Here is an 18,779-nt window from a genome sequence, read left to right on the forward strand (position 1 = left end):
TTGATCAAGATAACTCTTGTTGAAGATTTAATAGCTGGTCTAAAATTTTACGATTAACTTGATCTTGAGCTCCAAACTCTAAACTGATTTGCTTAACATCATTAATTATTTGATTAAAAAAATCATCGATAACAGAATTGATTGCGATAGCTAAACTACTCGCAAACTGATCCGAAATTTGTAGTGCCGAATCTTCAATTTGCTCATCTCTACGTTCTCTTGCCTTTTGTTCAATTTCCTGATGACGTTTAAGTTGTTCTGTCTCGGGGTCATCACTGAATATATCATGCAAAGCTAACCCTAGCGTCAGTGCCGCCCCTGCAATAGGTACCGCCTTGCCAACTATTTGCCCAGCCCATTTTTCGATAGTTTTTTGCCCTATACCTTTCATCAAATTAGGTAAATACTGCTTCACCAAATTAAGTCCAGCAACGACATGCTCTGTCTTAATATTTTTACTCATCGATGCTGCAAATTGCCCTAATTGTTCTTTACTAATGTTAATCCCTTGATCATTCTCAGAGGCAGTATGTACATAAGTTTCTTGACTAAATGTATCAACTTGCACCTTCTTAAGATCATTAGGCAATCCATCTAGACAAAACGCAGGTATATTTGCTTGTAACTGCTCAATCTCATTCTGAATCTTTATGCTAGATGAGGTTAAACAATCATTTAATTCAGTTTCAATTAATTTAGATTTATCTAGTATCCAGTTTTCAATATTATTTTCTATATTTTCTACTTCATTATAAATCCATGATTTTATATTTACATATAATTCTTTTTTATTTCCATCAATACGTTTTATCAAAACTTGTCGAGTATCTAATTTATCTTTAAATAAACTAGCAACAAGCTGATCATATTGCTTCACAATCTCATCTTTAGATTGCGCTTCAATTCGCTTGATGTTTTCTGTTAAAAATAAATTTAAATTATTTTCTAGTCGAGTATAAATATCTTCTTGAGAAATTCCTTCAATGAATTTATCTAATTGTTTCTCAAATTCAAAATACCCACTCATCTCTACCAATTTTTCTTTATCTTTTAATTTTCCCATCAATGCCATTTGAGCATTGATTTTAATAATTGGAATATCTTTCAAAATATTTTTTAAATGGCGTTCATCGGCTAATTCTTGTAGTCTTGCACGTGTTTGGTTTTTAAGTTGAATAAAATCTGTTTCGTTAAGCTGATTTTTTTCATTAAATACCAGAAAAACCTTTTTTCTATTTTCGAAGAGATCCATTAAAGTCGCTAAGGTTTTGGCTTCTTCCACAACACCTAAAGGATTCACCACAAAAATTACCGCATCGGCCTTTTCTAGTTGCTCTTTCGTCACATTTTCATGTTCTTTCGGCGCATCAATTCCTGGGGTATCCAAAATCATATAATTTCGACATGGATATTCCGTGACTTTGTCGGTTAATGGAATATCGCCCGTGGCTGCGACTTCTTTCCCAACTAAGGCATTAATCAACGTGCTTTTTCCTGCATTATAAACCCCATACACCATAATATTGGCATCGGGTTTATTTCTCTTATCCTCAAACATATTTTGAACTGTAGCAAAACTTTGTTGCATATAAGTATGCTCAGCCACCAACACTTTGCTCTGTTCATACGTTGCAAACAATTGCTTAATTTGAATATTCATTTTGGTGTTCATTATCCATTCAATTTAGTTTCGGTTTCTAAAATCATGCTATTTAATTGCTTTTGAAAACTATTTATTTCATTTTTTAATTGTGTTACTAAATGCTCAGCACTATTTAATGCCATTTCCAGTAAGGTTTTCTGAAATTCAGTCATTTGTACTTGAATTGATTTTTGTAATCGTTCAGAAAACTGCTTTTGAATGTGTATTAAATTATCTCCAACATTTAAAGTAATCTCACGATAATTTACACTGGCATCATCACCTGTCTTCCCCCCCAACCAGCCTCCGAGAGTAGAACCAATACTTGCGCCTGTCGCAACACCCGCAGGTCCTCCTAATATTCCAATCGCCCCACCAAGTATTCCACCACCTAAAGCTCCAAGACCACCATTACGTCTACGTGTCCCAGAAGTTACACTATCTGCAACCTGTTCCGTACGTTGCTCAATTTTAAATTCCGGTAAATCCAATAAAGCATTATGCTGTATAACATTCGTTAACTGACTTCCGAATTCACTCATCACTTGTTGTAAAATCGTTTGTTGCGACGTAATCATGGCTTCATTTTGCTGCTGTGCCAAAGTATCTGCTATTTTCTTAATCGCCTGCTTCATTTGTATCGGATCATCACGATATGGAGTCAAACTTTCAAATTCAGCATCCACCTTTTGGCTCAACTGTTGCTGAATCAAACGTTTGTGTTCGTTAATTTGAATTGGAATACTTTTTTGTATTCTTTCAATTGGCTGCTGAAAATCCACAATAAGTTGCGCATAGTTTTCCAAATCACTCATAAAATCAGTTAGAAAGTTTTTAAAATTCAACATTGGGGTTCGATGTTTCAATTTCACACCATCTTCTCTCGCAATTTTCCCGAGCGCCGCAAACAACTGTCCCATGCCGCTATCAGCAAAATTATCAACCTGACCTTCGTTCTCTTGTGCATAACGCGCAGAGAAAGATAAAATTTCAATATTATTCGTTTTTCCTGCCAACTCTGGAATTTTTTCCAATGCTGAACGAACATATTTTTGTTGATCTAAACGACGTTGTCGATCTTTCATAACGATAGTAGAAATCATTTCATCTTTTTCATCATCCCAATCATGTGCAACATCATCACTTCCAGTTAAAAGTAAGATAATCTTCTTATCTGCACGATAAAGGTTTAGAATTTCATTTAAATCACTTTCTCGCCCAGGTGAATCTGATTTCATTGTGTATAAAATTAAATCAGCATGTTCCACATAATCTTTTGCCAAATCACCATTTTCTTGATTAATAGAATGCAACCCAGGTGAGTCAATCCAAGTTAATCCATCAAGACTAAAGCCCTGAATCGAGCTGGTTGCTTCAGTTGCTCCTACCCGAAATTCTTTTTTTATTTCAGCTTCTTTGGCAACATCACCACCTTTTACTTCTGTTTTTTGACCTGAAAAATAAACAGGCTGTAACTCTTTTTGAATTTCACTTTTTTGTTGCTCTGTTGGATCAGTATGCCCCCAAGCCATATAATTACCCAAAGAACTTTTACCCGACTTTACTTTGCCATACACAAAAACCAATAAAGAATCATTAAATCCTGCTCGAAAATGCACCCCTGTATCTTGTGTGGTTATTTTCTTTTGCCAATTTTGATTAGTTTCTTCGAGAATACTCCTAAATTTTCCAATTTGTTGAGATAATGGATTATTTTTAGAAATATTATGCTCAGATGCTTTTAAATAACTTGCCATATTTTGCTGAAATTGATGGCAGTAGCTTTTAAAAACTTGATCTTGTTCTTGGGAAAAATTAAATTTTTGTTGCAACTCTTTAAAAATATTTAAGAGTTCTGGGCGAGAAATTGACAAAGTCGCTGATTCCATAAAATAATCCAAACTTAATTTAAGTCAAAAAATGTGCAATTCCTTTTATTAAGGAATTACACATAAAAATTTAAGATAATGCTTTAATTACTGATGTTAATTGGTTCAATTCATCTTGAAGTAAATCTATCTGTTTCAGCGTACTTTTCATTTGTTCAGTAGGTTTAACATTAATTCCATAAATTTGCTCAAACAAAGAAATATCTTTAATAAACTGATATTTTGCAGTTTTTACCGAACTCGATTCCAGTTGTGAAAAATTAGAACCATTACTCGACAAGGTTAGATTATTGATCTTCGTTCCATGCACTGTCACCAAATTGGGTAATGAGGCAATAATCTCTTGATATGTCCGTTGGACACCGTGATCGAACTCTTGTTTAATCGATATTTTTCTTTCATTACGCTCACGTTCTTGACGTTCACGTTCAGCGGCTCGGCGACGGCGATCTTCATCATCATTATTGTTGTTTGACGGCTTATCATCTTCTGATAATGCCGCAACTACCGCAGCCCCTGCAGCAACCACTGCTGCTCCTATTAACCAAGGTAATGGCATGATTATTCTCCTAAATATTTTTGTACTGTTGAGCTTTTGTCTCAACAAATTGTTTTAAACTTTTTAAACTTCTTTGAAATGAGACAAAACCATCCATTAATAATGATCGTTGTGCCTGATGTTCCGCTTCAATCTTAGTTTTTTGTTCAGTCAATTTTTTTAACAGTAGTGCCTTCTCTTGATTTAATCGCTCTTGACGAACGACTTGCGTATTCGAGACGATACTATTAATGCATTGCTTTAAATCTTCAATATGACTATGACGAACTAAACCATCTTTATGCTTTTGTATTCCTTGTTGATAAAGTTTATTTGAAATTTGAAAGCACTGTGGTTGAAAACCTAAATATTGCTCACATTGCTCTAATACTCTTTTTTGAATTTGATCAACCTTAGATCGATCTTCCTTATCCACTTTACTCAAGATCAGAATAATATTTTTCTCTGCATATTGACCAAAAGACGTACGAACATCTTTTAAAAATTCAACCTCATTCGCTTCTAATTCACCCTGAAGCTGATGTACAAAAAGTACAATATCTGCCTTTTTAATACCTTTTAGTGCCTCTAAATTATCTGCTGTATTTGCATCTAATCCTGGTGTATCTAAGTAAATATATTGATCCCCTTCATAAGCACTGACTTCTGTGGTCTCACGAAAATCATTGGTTTTAAAAAATTCTTGTTCAATATGTTGAGTCAACATATTTAATAATGAACTTTTACCGGCATTCATCAATCCCCAAGTCACAATCACAGGCTTTTCACTTCGCAAAGATTGATTGAGAAAATCTTGACTATATTTCCTTAAATCTTGGCTTTCTTTTAATAAATATGAAGCTGACATTTTATCTCCTAATACGCTACTTATTTAAACCAATTTTTAGGGTGGATTACCCAATTTAATAATGTGACTTCTCCCACGACTTGCATGATGGTTCCACATTTTTTACATCTTGAAAAACCTAAAATCACATCACTTTTAGGTGTAAAAAATCTTTTTTACATTGAGAGCATTGCACGCTCATTGGCTTAGGCTTCCACATAATTATTTTATTCCTTACCGCTCTAAATATTCTTTCAATCCCACTTCTAACTCATTTTGTAAATGCGCTGGACTAATAATCGCCACATTTGGAATCCAAAATCGTATTAACGGTAACAACTGCATGTCATGATTAATTTTAGAAGAAACCAGCAATCCACCATCATGTAACTCTTTGACAATTTGCTGCTCGGGCAGTATCGGACGTTGCTTAAAATAAAAAGAAACCTGACTATCAATAGACAAAATTATTTCCTGCTTGTCCTGACCAAACCAAATGCTGTCATCATCTTCCAAAAGTTTTACAATATTTGTATCAGGGACAAATTGAGGGTACTCATGTGAAGAGTCCATAAGCCGAATATGGGAAATCCGGTAAGTACGCAATTGGTCTTTTCGTACTGCGGCCAAATACCAACTGCCATGATGATGGATTAGACGATAAGGCTGAACCAGCCTAGATTCCCCTTTATATACAAAACCAATTTGCCTATGTTCTTGAATCGCTTTTCCCACAATCTTAAATAACTCTTTAAACTGACTTGCATCTTCAAAAGAGTAACCTTTAGCACAATAAATCTGTTGTGCTCGACTATCTAAAAGTTCACGCAGAAAAGACATGTCCAATGATGGGTACAAATGACTAATTCCTGAGAGCTGAGCAAAATTACGTATATCTTCCGGAGCAATTTTTCCTAAATAATTTGGCTCCAAGTAATATCTTTTATTTTCAGCATCCTGCAGCAACGGCAAATAAGTATTGAGACGATCAAAATCTCTCGAAATCGTACGAGTACTTACCCCAAACTCTCCAGCGAGTTCTTTTATACTTAACTGATATCCCATATTTAATTTCGTTAAAATATTGGCCAATCTGTCAGCTAAACGCTCATGAATAGAATCATTACGTTGCATGAATTATCTCTAATTATTTAAAAGTGATATCAAAGTTACATTTAATTTATATTGTAAATATATCACATTAAAAATACAAAAAGTTACACCAATTCACAGAAAAATAAGTCCTGTTTTTCTTTAAATAGAGTTTAGTCGATCTAAATAACGCTCCAAATGCAACATGGCTAGATAGTACTTTTTCAAATCAAATTTATTTATTTTTCCAAAAAGAAAGGCTCTGAAAATACGCTTTAATGCCTTCATCTTATGCTTATTGGTAAATATATTAGGACTAATTTTCATGTAAATCTCCTTTCAAATAGCTTTTCAAGTTTGATTAATTAATGCGACGAATCAATTGAAAGATAAAGCATGAAAATGACAGGAGGTGTCATAAGTTTAAAATATTTTTAAACATCCACTTTTAGTGTTGAAATTATTAGACCTCTTGCGAAAGTATAGTTTTATCTAATTTTTGAATTGGCTAAAACCTCATAAAATATAGCTTTTGGCTGCTTAAAATTTGACTAACGCAAGAAGTCTATTATTAATCATAGGTGGTGGAAGTTGAAATCAATGTTAACTTCATCTTTATTTTGATAAAAATAAAGATGTTTAACCCATTTTTCACCCAAGTAAATTTCAGGAACTAAAGATTACTACTGTAATCTTTAGTATCCAATTCCATCTATATTACCTTTATCGCGTCACCCTATGTTAGAGGCCAACGTTATTGCTTTAGACCTAAGCCAATCTTAAAAATATTGGTTGTCATTTTCCGAAATTGTATTTCAACGACTATTTGACATGAATGATAACCAACGGCACCTAATCTTTCTAATAGCAATAACTGAAATCCATTCAGTTATTGATATTCAATTTTTTCATCAACTAGTGGCTATAGGATAACTTTTCCATAGAAGGCTTTTTCAACAATTCACTGTAAAGGCTACTTTCTAGCAATTGTTTAGCAGGTATTTTGATTTGTTCAAAAAAAGGAACTTCCGTATTTTTAATTCGGTACTCTCTTAAACCATTGTTTATTTCATTCAGATAACCACGGTAATTAAGTTGTAAATTTGAATATTGAGTATGACATTCCTCAATTAACACTTGAGAAAATTCTTTCTGATCTAATCTATGTGAAAGAATGAACTCTAAGTGCATACCTACTGGCAATAACTCCATCATTTGTTGAATAAATTGCAATATCTGACCGACATGCTCAGGCGAACTAATTTTTTTGTGCTGCACTTGGAAAAATAGATTTTCCATAAAACAAACCAAGTGATTTCTGAGCAGAATAGAACTTGCCAAGGTATTATTTGCTAGCTCATTTACATCTTTAAGTTCGATATTATTGTTTAACAACAATTTAAAAGTTCTTAACAGGCCAAGATATTCAGTCGTCTTTTCAGTGTAAAAAAGGATATTTTGCTCTTTGATTTGATTCGACACCGCTAATACGCTCTGCTGAACGGCATCAATTTTTTTAGCTAAAATTTGGGTTTGTATTACCATTGCAACCATCAATGACGCTGTAGAAATGGTCTGTGCTATAGCAATTGTACTTTGTAAGGTTGACTGGAGTGAGCCTAGCCCTTGAACAAAGCTCTCCATACTCACAGAACTGACTTCCTTTAATGGAATATGCTGGATGATCCCAACTTTCTCCAAGCCTTTCTTCCAATAAGCAACACCGTCTCTAAATACGACTTGATTATTACGCCAAGCTTCAAAAAGTTCAGGCGAAAACTTATCAAAGTCATAAGTAAACGTTTTCCCTAGCATATCTGACATCTTATGATTTCCTTTCAAAACTCGTCGTGTTGTTGTTTATTTTGCTGATACTTGATACGTAGCATTGCAATAATACACACCACAGGAATAGTTACCCTATATGCCGGTGCTGATATCTCCTTTGCAGTCAATGGCACACTAGCAACTGCTGCTAATGGATTAGCCCTTGTCGCAATAAGTGCTGCCGCATTTAACCCTTTACGTAACTTGCCACCTATATCACCATTATTCCACCCAATACTTGTATTCTTTTTTATAGTATTTAATGGCCTAGCTTTCAAAGAAGTTAAACCTAAATATCCTTTTTCTTTTAAGATATTATTCATTTTTTCAATATCATTGAGTGACATCACTTTACCAAATAACTTGCGATGAATTCTTTCTTCAAGCTGTTCAATAGATGTGGTTTGTTTATGAAAATCCACATCTATTTTATCAGCAACATCTCCCAGAATTTCTTTGTATACTACCCCTTTCCTTCTGACCAAGTTTACGAAAGTATCCCCGCCAAAGAGCTGAATTTCTGCAACAATTGCTTTCCAGCTATTTTTGTAGAGCAGTTCTTCTGTCTCATACATTTTCATATTTGCCAATAACGTTTTTTTTAAGCTTCCAGTCCATTGCTCTGTACCTTCCACATCTTTAATTAATGTATCTGCTAACAATTTTAGATCTTTATAGTCTAAATATTGTAGAAATGCTAAATCAGGGTCTTCAATAAATTTTGCTTCTTTCGCCATTTATTTTCTCTCATCAAAACAGAGTATAATTTTATATAAAACAATTAATCCACACCCAAAGCTTTAAACACAGCATCTACCGGATCTGCATAGAAGCTGGTCTGAAACTTGGTAAACAGTTCCACAGGAATCGTAGGGATATCTGCCGCACTACTCATTGGTAAGGCAACCTTCTTGGCACCAGCATCAAAAGCTACTTGAAGGCATTCAGCAATACTTTCCACTGGTGTCACAGAGCCACCTAGACTCATATCACCTAGTACCACCATCTGACTTTGTACCGATCGTCCTAACAGGCCAGAAGCGAAAGCCACTAAACTTGGTAAGGCAAGATGGCTGAGCGGTCCGGTATTCTGTAATTCAACCACATGTAAGTGGAAGTCATGTTCCAACACCTTACTGCCACCCGATATTCTGGATGCATTGGCCTTGAAGTAGTCAAATGCGATCTTGACCTGCTCCTTGGCACTGCTTGAATTCCATAAGCCAGATGTCGCCAACTTTCCTGAACCTTTAGTGACTTGAAGTTCTAAGCGGTATAAGCCTGGCATGCCCTTATTACTGAGGCCAATGGTATACAGAAAACCTGGCTTGGCTGGACCTTCGGGAATCAGTCCGCCACCACCCTGCTCTTTGACTGAGACAAAATGTTCTTCTAAGGTATCATTATCGATGTAGCTGAAATGAACATCATAGAATTCCATACCACCAATTTTCTTCAGCTGTTCTTTGACCCGACGGCGCACCTGCAGTGCATATTCCAGGCATTGCCGTACATCTTCTTTGTTAAATTGACCATGTGGGTAGAGCAGCTTCATCAATCCAGAAACCGTCTTGCGAACGGCGATCACATCACGCTGATTCAGGTTATTCCCTAGCTTGAAGTACTTCTCAATGGCATCCGCAAAACTACGCTTACGCATTTCCCGGAAGAATTCAGCCAGATAATCAACGATTAGACCATAACGGTTGGTAAAGAATTCCGGACGCATTTTTGGAATTTCCCAACCTGGGATATAGGCATGAAAGCGATCAAAGAATGCTGAATCGATCATTGCTTCAGGGAACGGCGCCAAGAGATGGCTGGTTTTAACCAGAGATTCCACACTTTGGTTGATATTACCCACAAAAACCATCGAAGCTGAGGCTTCCATCTGTTCACGACCACGGGCAAAAGATCCTGAGGCCATATAGTCTTTCATGATCTGAACGCCATCTTTGTCCTTAAAGGAAATACCGGCAACTTCATCAAAGGCCACCACATCCCACAACCCCACCAGACCAATACGGCGGCTACTCATGTTATAGAACAGATTGGCGACAGTGGTTTGCCCACCTGAAACTAGAATACTATTCGGTGAACACTCTTTGTAAATATGGCTTTTCCCGGTACCGCGTGGTCCAAGTTCACAGACGTTATAGTTATTTTCAACGAACGGAACCATACGCGCTAATAGGTGCCATTGCACGTCCTCTTTTAACGAAGCCGGTTCCATGCCGATCGAACGGATTAAACTCTCGCGCCACTGATCAGTGCTTAATGCTGCTCTGCCACTGAAGAGTTCATCCATATTCATATTCGGCATTTGAATCGGCTTGAGTAAGCTCACCCCAAATGGAGAATTGGTTTGTCCTTCTTCAAAATAATAACTGAGCGTAGCAATGACCCAGATACCACCCACCAGTAATTTTTCATACTCTTTGACGATGCCTGCCGAGATTTCGGCATCTTTGATGCCCAGGTTACTAAATGATGCTTCGTATTTGTCCTTACGCTCATTCAGCTTTACGGTCACCCGATCAATAACCTTATAACTGCCACGTTCACGAACCAGGGATTTCACCTTCTCAGCTTCATCAGGTCGTACATAGTTCTCTGCCAGCACGGTCTTTACGTTACGTAGTCCCTGTTCAATGATCTCTGGATCATCCGAGGCACAGTACATTCCCAGCAGGTATTCAAGTACATAGACTGGGACATTGGCCCCTTCTTTGATCAGTTTAGTCAGATCCTTACGTACCACCCGCCCAGCAAAGTGTTCATTCAGCAGCTGATCCAGTTCTTTATCGTTAGCAGATTCCATGTAGGCTACGCTCTATCGTTAATTCGTTATTAGAAGAAGTCATCGGTAAATGCCAAATCAATGGTGACCTTATAGCGCTGCACTTCGATATTTAGGTCTTTGTCCTTCAGTACCAGGAAGTAATCTTTCTTACGGTCAAAATCAGTACCGGACAATGACAGTCTGACCTGTTTTACCCGTTCCGCAACAGAGTCGGTGCTGCTATCAAAGGTTAAGGTTTCTTCACTAGATACTTTGAGATCCCCATCATAAATGGCGATGGATAAAGTCACTGGGATGACCAGCTCACTGACAGCTTCAGTTTGCATCAAATCAAACTTCTGGATGTTATTGACCATCTTCAGCGTGGATTTGGTAGAAATGACCTCAACTTTACGCTTGGTCCGCTGTCCAGCCTTTTCACCACGCAGCTGTTTTACCGTTAGTACAGGCACTACGATTTCCTGAGGCATGATGCCGCCATGCACGAAACGTGAGCCTCCTACAAAATGGAAACGGTTCGCCCCTTTTGGAATCCAGAAATCAGTCGCAGATAGTGTGCCTGCCGTGGCTTGGGTTGAGCCTTTCCATGCTTCCTTGCTCTCTGGTAAACCATGCCCAATCACATAGCGTTTTTTGCTTTTCAATGTATTGGCAGGTTTTTCAGTCAAGCTTGAACGATCCGCAGATTCCAGTTTACTTTGCTGGAACAAGAAGCCATGGTCGGCTGTAATCAATAGGGTGGAAATATTAAAGTGCATTAAAATTTTGCGGCTAAGTTCGGTCAGTTCTTCAATGGCATGTTCCACCGCCATAAAGGTTTCTGATTCTGTCGAGGCGCTGTCACCGCGTGCATCGATCACGTTGTGATAAACGTAAATCAGCTCATGGTCTTTAAGTGCTTCACGGCCTTCATCACGCGACCAGCCTTTTACCGTTTCAGCGGTAACCGCCAATCCATTATAGGCAGCCAGAATTTTGGATCGTGCTGCAGTCCCTTTGCTAGATTGCCCATCCACCCATACATCATCACCTGCAGCCTCTTTGTACTCCAAAGTCTGGTGCGGCAATAACGAGGCCATGCCGAGTGTGGTGTAACTTGGCACAACGCCCAGCTGTGAAGACAAGGTCGCTTCAGAATAACGCTTTTCATTGATACGATCACGCAGCTCTACTGCAGCTTCATAGCGGAAAGCATCACTGATGATCACTACAATACGGCGTTTCGTTGCAGAACCCAGTAAGGGTCTGACATGGATATCATAGAAGTTCTGCTGATTTGGGATATCTGCCATTTTCCAGACATTCAAGCGTTGTTCAGCTTCAATCCGCTCTCCCCAGTTTCGTGCCAAGTGGTCAATAAACCAGTAGGCATAGCAATTTTCGATTTCTTCATCGAGTTTTTTCAGGATATCAACATGAGCTCGCTGAGAGGCTGCACTGTAATGGCGATAGGCCATATCAAAACGATACAGCTCCAGCTCGTAGGCTTTATACAAGGCTTCGCTAGAGTCGAAATAGAAACCGGCATCAAACTGTAGTCGTAAACTGAACAGGTCTATAGCCGCCTGTAAAGCGGTATAGACGGTACGATATCGACGGCGGGTTGCATCATCCTTATGTTTGGAAGCCCAATAACCATCCAGACGGGTAGAAATAATCGTTCTGAAATGTTCCAGTTCAGCTTTGGTTGCTGCAGGGATATGACTGGCCAAATCAACAATGATCTTTTGTTCAATCACTTCAAAGGTCATGACATCCAGCAGCTGTCCCAGATCAAAGGCCCCGACCTTCTCCTGAATCCGCAGTGCATTCGCCACGGTCTGGGAAAGCGTATCGAAGGTTGGGTAGTATTTAGAACTGTCTCTCCAGCGCGACAAAAAGGCTCTGGCTGTTGCACGGGAGCTGACAGATGACATCACCAGTTCTTGAGCCCATAGCGGTATATCACCTAGGCTTTCACAGAAACCTGTAGTCATCAAACGGATAAAGAACGTACCGAGCTTAAATGATGCTTCCCCATTCAATTCTTCAACCGATGCTGGATAACCAATTTCCGCCTGTAATGCTGTGACTAAAGCTGGCATAAGTTGGAATTTTTCCAGTTCAGCAAAGGAGTCTGGATTCACTTCCAGATCCAGATTCTGCTGTACCATTTCATCTGCCAGTGCCAGAACGATATGCATCAGCTCGGCACTGTCAGCCTTGACCACTGCCGCAATCATGGCCATATCCAGATCCTGTACATCTGCATCAGGCTGGATATAGCGTTTCAATGTACTCAGACGAGCTTTAGCTTTAAGGAATTCTTCACGTTTGGCCAGCTGTTCTCTTAGACTCTGCTGCTGTAAACCCAGCTCATTGAAAATAATCGAGAAACGATCGGCATAGAAGCTGCGTGAATACAGCTTGATGTCCAGTAACCAGTCTTTTTCAGTTTCAGGCTCAGCACTTGGGAAATACAGCAAGTATTTGCCCTGCTGATCCTCAAGTTCCAGTTTAAGCTTAATCGCGAGACTAGATTCTTCTGCCATATTCAGAATCTGGACATCCCCCAGATTTAAAGCTTTTACTTCTTCGCTAAAGGACTGTTCCGCATCGTACCAAAAGACGATTCGGTGTTGTTCAGTATAAAAGGCTTGTTCCAGACCTTGTTGTAGTTGACCTAGATTCATGCACTTTCTTCCAATACATTGAAAGTAAGAAAGTCAACATGCAACAACTTAAGTTTGATGCTGTCATCACCTAATTGAATATTCCAACGTTTTTCTAAAAAATTCAGTAGATTTAGACCGCGTTGCTTAATCTGATCTGGGTCCCACACCACTGGAGGCTGACTAATTTCAATTTCACTATAGGAACCATTAAAATAGCCACATCCGTTTCCATCATTGACCTTTAAGTCAAATGCATGATTGAGCAATTTACTATTTTTTGCACGAGACAATGGCAATAAGTTACCTAAAGAATGTGTAAGCCATTTTCGTTGTTGCCCATCAAGATGGCCAAATTTACTAACCCAGTATGGATCTGTATCTTTTTGTGGATAGATATGCTCTAAAGTTACATAACCCTCCAAGCTTTCAGTAAACTCATTCCACATCAATTTGGTTGTAGGATTCTTTCCTTTCTCTTTGAGATAATGTTCATATTCATAAAGGAAATAACGAATACCTTTCCATGAGTAGAATCCATCCCTAAACTTATATTTGTCTTCGATATAAGTGAAATAGTTATGTGGATCAAAGAATCGTGTGATTAATCCCTCTATTGAATTAATCGTTGCATCGATTGAGTTTCTCCCCGTTAAAAGCTCACGTGCTAAACCATAAATTGCTGAGTCTCCTGTATTGGCACGTCGTTGACTCAAACTAAATAAAGTAAAAGCAAACCGCTCTGCAACTTTCAGCAACTCAGCGATCTTGGTTGCAGGAGTATTGGTATTATAAGCAGCTAAGATTAGAGGTCTAAATGCATTAAAACCCAAACGTCCTAGACGATCTAGCCATAATTGCTCATCATCAGAAAGACTATTCCCTACAGGAAAATAAGGGTTATGTAAATAGAACCAGTTCATAACCGACTGTTGAAGACTTGCTACATAGTCCTGAATCTCTTCAATTTTCAAAGCGTCCTGGGCATTTTTTGGATGCGTGATACAACGGGCATTAAATTTTTCATCCAACAGGAATTTTTTATAATCATCCCCTTTTTCCCGACTATACTTGAAATACATAATCCAATGGTTCTTTAAGAACTCATCATCTGGCAAAGGTTTTTCAGGATTTTTACCTAGATACTCATAAATGGTTTTCCACGCATCATTAATATTTTTTCGAAGCTTAGAACGCCCCTGATTGTCACGATATAATGTCGACAGATAAATCAATCGGTTTTTCAGCAATTCCAAATTGGTTAAGGATTTGCCACGATTATTCATGGTTTCAAAAGTAACAAATACATCGATCTCATCATCAATTTCATACAAGTTAAAACGCAGTTTTTGCGTCAATTTTTTATATAAAACCGTGATTTCTTCAAAGCTCAGTTCCGCTAATTTTTCTTTAAAGAATTTCTTTGCATTGAATAAATTGCGTGTATACAGCGTTTCCTGCAATTGATTAGTATGAGACTGCAAACCAAAAATTTTAGTTCTTAAAAACTCATCACTTGGATTATCTTTTTCATAGCCAAAGATATAGCTTTCACGAATCCCATCAGTTGGTTTTCTTTGAACAAATTTGGCTTTTAAATCAGAAACAAACTGATTTGCGATACTTTTTCCTTCAGGAACAGTTTCAATAATCGCCTGTATTAAAATAATCGCTGTCGTTAATCGCTGCTGACCATCTACGACAAAGTAGGGCTTATAATCAAGATCATCAATCAGCCATTCATCGTCTTCCCACTTCGACCAAGTTTTAAGGTCTACTGCTTCTAAGGTAATAACCCCCGTATAATGAACACGATCTGCTTCAAGTAAGGTTAAGTCTTCCCAGAAATCTTTAAGTTGTTGTTTACGCCATGCATATCCCCTTTGATAGTCAGGGATCCGAATCAGTCGATTTTCAAAAATTTCATTTAGGCTTCTTAATTGCATTATTTTTCCCCCGTCACTGCTTTCACTTCAGCTAACAAGTCCCCAAACTTGCCATAATTGACTTTCACCCCATCATCCAGATCTAAAGTAATACGCTGATCGGCATAGTGACGTAGTTTTTCCTCAAAGCTACTCAGTTCTGCCTGTTGCTTATGCAAGTCTTGCAGTTTTTTCTCTATACGTTTGATTTCAGCCGCCGAGTCACTGTTTTCTTTGGCAGTTTCTAGAGAGTTAGCATAGGCTGCCATTTTTGAAATCAGTGGCATCACGTATTCGGTACGCATACGTGCCAAAGTACTCTCGTTATAGCGGTGCAAGTACACCAACGCCTGGAAAGCCCCCTGTTTACCACTACTGAATAACCAGTAGATCGGGCGCTTTTTATAGGTTTGCATGTGGTCTTTATAGAACTTGCTGGCGAGGTAACGGCGAATGGTGTCTTCAGCGGTTTCGTTGGCTTTTTTATCCAAGCTTTCTGCCAGCCACTGCATATTGGCATCCAGCGTTTCTTTGCCCCAAACAGCAGTTAAGAACTCTTGGATACGATGGGTGGCATCGTCTTCAAACCAGTGCATTTCGGTGAGTGGAATAATACCGTCAGCATCGGCTGGGAATTTTTGATAACGACTGGCATCAAAGTCTTGATTGCCTGCATGAGCATAGATCAAACCTGGTTCGTCCAAACTATAACGCCCCATCATGCAACCAAGTGCATAAGAAACTAAGCGCTGGCTGTCTTTTTCACGGTCGGCACGGGTCAGCGTGATTTGCGCATCTGGTACATCTGGAGTGAGCTCATCCTGTAAGCCATAGGCTTCAATAAACAGCTTGTTGTTTTCTTCTTCCAGACGTTTCATCTCAGCCACAGCTTCAGCATTTTGCTGTTGCCATGTATTAAAGGCTTGTTCTAGATTTGGCTGCCCCGTACGGATAATTGGGTTTTGAGTAAAGTCCCATGAGGTTTCATAGGTGTCCCAATTATTTTTTGTATTTTCTATCAATTTATTAACTATTGATTCGGCATTTTCTTCTAAAATTATAGGGAGCTGCTCTATTTGACCTTTTTCATAGTTTAATGTTGGAGAAATTGCCTCCAAAAACTTTCTTGATAAATTAGAGTTGAGTATACCAAGTAAAATAATTAGAGATTTTTTTTCTGCAAATACTGAACAACCAGCTACATCGAAAATAAAACCCGATGGGAAATATCGTACTGCAATATTACCACTAGAGACTTTTGACCAACTAATAGATTCCCTAAAATAGTATTCTTTATTCCAACATTCACTATTTTTCTTTTCAATCAAACCAGATTCTAGTCTTCTAGCTTTATCAGATTCAATATTTTCTCCGTCATTATACCAGTCAACGACAATGTCGTTATTCCCGTACCATTTTTGAAAAGCTCCCCCTTTATTGTAACCAAACCACTTTTGTTTAGTTTTTAAAGCTTCATCTCTTGTTATACACTTGAAATTCACCATTAAACTATTAACTTCAAACCAAGAACGAAGGAAAGTATTATTATCTCCCGTAGCCATACCTTGTTTAGTTATTGCAAACTTATTAAGAGGTTTATTATTAGAAAAAGCAAAGCGAAAATTATCACTTACCCAGTAAGCTACTGGCTTCCCTGGAATTTTCTTAAAATCATCTGGTTTTGCTGTTTTTAGTCGTTCATTTTGTACAGGGAATTGTTTGGGGATGCCAAATTCATTTACATCATCATTTTCACAATAAGAAAAACTACCTTCATAATTATTAACATGGTTATTTAGCATGACAGTAGCAGCCGTACCAAAGGCAATTCCCATTACTCCATTGCCCATATGCACCATACAAGACAAAGTTCTATCTTGTAACAGCTTTTCACGCATCACTTCATATGACGATAAGAACATCCAGCTTTGCATAGTGACCATGCTATTAAAGCCACTGTTCTTACACCATGCAAAACCACGCTCAATAAACATGCTGAATAAATCAGATTTACTATCTGGGAACTTTTTCTTAGCAAAATCTTTAAGTGCTGTATTCATGCCTTTGCTGCCCATATAAGGTGGATTGGCAATCACAGCATCATATTGTTTAGCGAGTAATTTAGCCTGCTGGACTAAAGGTAACAGTTCTTGTGCTGACTGCTGACTAAAGATATCGCCTAAATTTAATGCCGTATTTAGCTTGGTTTCTAAATCAGGCAGCTTTTTAGCGAATGCTTCAGGGATTTGAATCAAAGAACCAAAGGTCGAAGCATGTTCAAACAAGTCCAGCAGTTCTTTTAAATCCGCCTGCGCAATACCAGTGTTTGCCAAATCCTGACTGAATGCTTCTAAACGTTCAGGCTGACTGTCCTGCAACGCAATGATATTCAGCTTCGGTGGATTGCTAAATAAACGGCGGTCATCCTCACGTGCTTTCATCAATAGCGCAAAGCTTGAGAGCTGTGCCGCACGGGTATCAATATCAATGCCGTACAGGTTATTTTCAAGAATCAAACGTGGAATATCTCGGCTACGGTAGCCACGCTCTAAGTAAATTGCTTTTAAGCAATCATAGGCTTCCACCAAAATATGCCCCGAACCACAGGCAGGATCCAGCACAGTTAAGCTTTCAGGGTTTAAGGTATCGCCATCTTCACTAATGCGTACATCTATCAGCTGTTTCAGTTGTGCATTAACTTCATCACTTTGTTCCGCTGGTTGAATATAGTATTCCCACTCACTGGCCAGCGTACTTTCTGGATGCGCCATCAGCCATAAACGACCGACACTGTTCTGTACCAGGTATTTTACAATCCAGTTTGGGGTGAATAGCTGTGTCGCTGCAGGAATGTCTTCACTCTTGACGACTTTACCAATCACCTGATCTTTCTTTTCAGAAATATAGAACTGATACAGCCAGCCAATAATTTGCACATCCGACCAGTCTTCTTCTGGAATGCTGCTGACCAGATCACGAATCAAGGAGTCGGTTTTGGTCAGGTTATCCGGTAATAGCAATTCAGATTCATCAGACACCTGTTCGAACAGGAGTGGCATGACCTGATTCAACGCATGACACTGAGCCAGTAACAGTTCCCGATACAGCTCTTCGTCTTTATTGCCATCCAGCTTCAGTTCAGCCACACGGCTGGCATCTAAACCTGGTAGGTCAATATCCAGACATTCTTCCAAAATCTGTGGCAAGCCTGCACTACCATCGGCACTACTCAATACACGGCGGCCATGATCCAGTAAGCCTTTGCATTCCATGTAGCGAATCGCACAGAGACGGTTAAACCAGCTGTAAGCGATATAATCAATCGTCTGCTCAAAACTGCTGGTTTGAATGCGTTTGATCAGCTTGTCACGAGGTTTCATGACGGATAGCGGAAAAACCTGATCGCCAATCAGCAGCAAGTCGCCTTTCTGTTCAGCCGGTAAAATGCGGTCTGCGGTGATGCCATATTTGACCGCCTGCTTGCGCATCGCTGCGATAAAATCGTTACGTGCTTGCGGTGCGTATTTTTTAATATTACTGGTATTCATCTTTAAACCTTTAATTA

At 38.6% G+C, this 18,779-nt stretch carries 12 protein-coding genes; all 12 read right to left on the minus strand.

From position 1 onward, the window contains the following. Positions 1–4: 4 nt before the first annotated feature. The 12 genes from TOL5_RS12555 to pglX all read right to left on the minus strand — a co-directional run bounded on the left by TOL5_RS12555 (position 5) and on the right by pglX (position 18,762). Positions 5–1,660 (minus strand): GTPase, encoded by a 1,656-nt coding sequence (locus TOL5_RS12555; RefSeq protein WP_221260368.1) that lies wholly within the window; start codon positions 1,658–1,660, stop codon positions 5–7. 11 nt (positions 1,661–1,671) lie between these two features. After that, on the minus strand, positions 1,672–3,531 hold the full coding sequence (locus TOL5_RS12560) for a dynamin family protein (protein WP_221260369.1): 1,860 nt from the start codon (positions 3,529–3,531) through the stop codon (positions 1,672–1,674). A gap of 70 nt (positions 3,532–3,601) precedes the next feature. Beyond that, on the minus strand, positions 3,602–4,090 hold the full coding sequence (locus tag TOL5_RS12565; protein WP_221260370.1) for a hypothetical protein: 489 nt from the start codon (positions 4,088–4,090) through the stop codon (positions 3,602–3,604). Positions 4,091–4,100: 10 nt separating this feature from the next. Further along, a complete protein-coding gene (locus TOL5_RS12570) occupies positions 4,101–4,937 on the minus strand; it encodes a GTPase (protein ID WP_221260371.1) in 837 nt (278 codons plus the stop codon). Positions 4,938–5,150: 213 nt separating this feature from the next. Next, positions 5,151–6,050 carry a helix-turn-helix transcriptional regulator gene (locus TOL5_RS12575; RefSeq protein WP_221260372.1) on the minus strand — a complete coding sequence of 300 codons (900 nt, stop codon included), beginning with the start codon at positions 6,048–6,050 and terminating at the stop codon, positions 5,151–5,153. 120 nt (positions 6,051–6,170) lie between these two features. Continuing rightward, positions 6,171–6,335 carry a hypothetical protein gene (locus tag TOL5_RS12580; RefSeq protein ID WP_171071759.1) on the minus strand — a complete coding sequence of 55 codons (165 nt, stop codon included), beginning with the start codon at positions 6,333–6,335 and terminating at the stop codon, positions 6,171–6,173. A gap of 588 nt (positions 6,336–6,923) precedes the next feature. Beyond that, a complete protein-coding gene (locus TOL5_RS12585; protein ID WP_228740286.1) occupies positions 6,924–7,832 on the minus strand; it encodes a hypothetical protein in 909 nt (302 codons plus the stop codon). A gap of 14 nt (positions 7,833–7,846) precedes the next feature. After that, positions 7,847–8,572 carry a DUF3944 domain-containing protein gene (locus TOL5_RS12590; protein WP_221260373.1) on the minus strand — a complete coding sequence of 242 codons (726 nt, stop codon included), beginning with the start codon at positions 8,570–8,572 and terminating at the stop codon, positions 7,847–7,849. A gap of 44 nt (positions 8,573–8,616) precedes the next feature. Further along, positions 8,617–10,656 carry a protease Lon-related BREX system protein BrxL gene (gene brxL, locus TOL5_RS12595; protein ID WP_221260374.1) on the minus strand — a complete coding sequence of 680 codons (2,040 nt, stop codon included), beginning with the start codon at positions 10,654–10,656 and terminating at the stop codon, positions 8,617–8,619. Positions 10,657–10,685: 29 nt separating this feature from the next. Next, positions 10,686–13,310 (minus strand): BREX-1 system phosphatase PglZ type A, encoded by a 2,625-nt coding sequence (pglZ, locus tag TOL5_RS12600; protein WP_221260375.1) that lies wholly within the window; start codon positions 13,308–13,310, stop codon positions 10,686–10,688. After that, positions 13,307–15,235: a DUF262 domain-containing protein gene (locus TOL5_RS12605; RefSeq protein WP_221260376.1), complete on the minus strand. Its 1,929-nt coding sequence runs from the start codon at positions 15,233–15,235 to the stop codon at positions 13,307–13,309. Before TOL5_RS12605 ends, pglZ begins: the two co-directional genes overlap by 4 nt. Next, on the minus strand, positions 15,235–18,762 hold the full coding sequence (gene pglX / locus TOL5_RS12610) for a BREX-1 system adenine-specific DNA-methyltransferase PglX (RefSeq protein ID WP_221260377.1): 3,528 nt from the start codon (positions 18,760–18,762) through the stop codon (positions 15,235–15,237). The genes TOL5_RS12605 and pglX overlap by 1 nt, the downstream gene beginning before the upstream one ends. Positions 18,763–18,779 lie beyond the last annotated feature (17 nt).

Source organism: Acinetobacter sp. Tol 5, from assembly GCF_019702905.1.
Taxonomy (GTDB): Bacteria; Pseudomonadota; Gammaproteobacteria; order Pseudomonadales; family Moraxellaceae; genus Acinetobacter; species Acinetobacter bereziniae.

What these genes read in the sequence shown, in the direction of transcription:
- TOL5_RS12555 (WP_221260368.1), bottom strand. Translation starts at nt 1,660, where the DNA reads ATGAATATTCAAATTAAGCAATTGTTTGCAACGTATGAACAGAGCAAA.
- TOL5_RS12560 (WP_221260369.1), bottom strand. Translation starts at nt 3,531, where the DNA reads ATGGAATCAGCGACTTTGTCAATTTCTCGCCCAGAACTCTTAAATATT.
- TOL5_RS12565 (WP_221260370.1), bottom strand. Translation starts at nt 4,090, where the DNA reads ATGCCATTACCTTGGTTAATAGGAGCAGCAGTGGTTGCTGCAGGGGCT.
- TOL5_RS12570 (WP_221260371.1), bottom strand. Translation starts at nt 4,937, where the DNA reads ATGTCAGCTTCATATTTATTAAAAGAAAGCCAAGATTTAAGGAAATAT.
- TOL5_RS12575 (WP_221260372.1), bottom strand. Translation starts at nt 6,050, where the DNA reads ATGCAACGTAATGATTCTATTCATGAGCGTTTAGCTGACAGATTGGCC.
- TOL5_RS12580 (WP_171071759.1), bottom strand. Translation starts at nt 6,335, where the DNA reads ATGAAAATTAGTCCTAATATATTTACCAATAAGCATAAGATGAAGGCA.
- TOL5_RS12585 (WP_228740286.1), bottom strand. Translation starts at nt 7,832, where the DNA reads ATGTCAGATATGCTAGGGAAAACGTTTACTTATGACTTTGATAAGTTT.
- TOL5_RS12590 (WP_221260373.1), bottom strand. Translation starts at nt 8,572, where the DNA reads ATGGCGAAAGAAGCAAAATTTATTGAAGACCCTGATTTAGCATTTCTA.
- brxL (WP_221260374.1), bottom strand. Translation starts at nt 10,656, where the DNA reads ATGGAATCTGCTAACGATAAAGAACTGGATCAGCTGCTGAATGAACAC.
- pglZ (WP_221260375.1), bottom strand. Translation starts at nt 13,310, where the DNA reads ATGAATCTAGGTCAACTACAACAAGGTCTGGAACAAGCCTTTTATACT.
- TOL5_RS12605 (WP_221260376.1), bottom strand. Translation starts at nt 15,235, where the DNA reads ATGCAATTAAGAAGCCTAAATGAAATTTTTGAAAATCGACTGATTCGG.
- pglX (WP_221260377.1), bottom strand. Translation starts at nt 18,762, where the DNA reads ATGAATACCAGTAATATTAAAAAATACGCACCGCAAGCACGTAACGAT.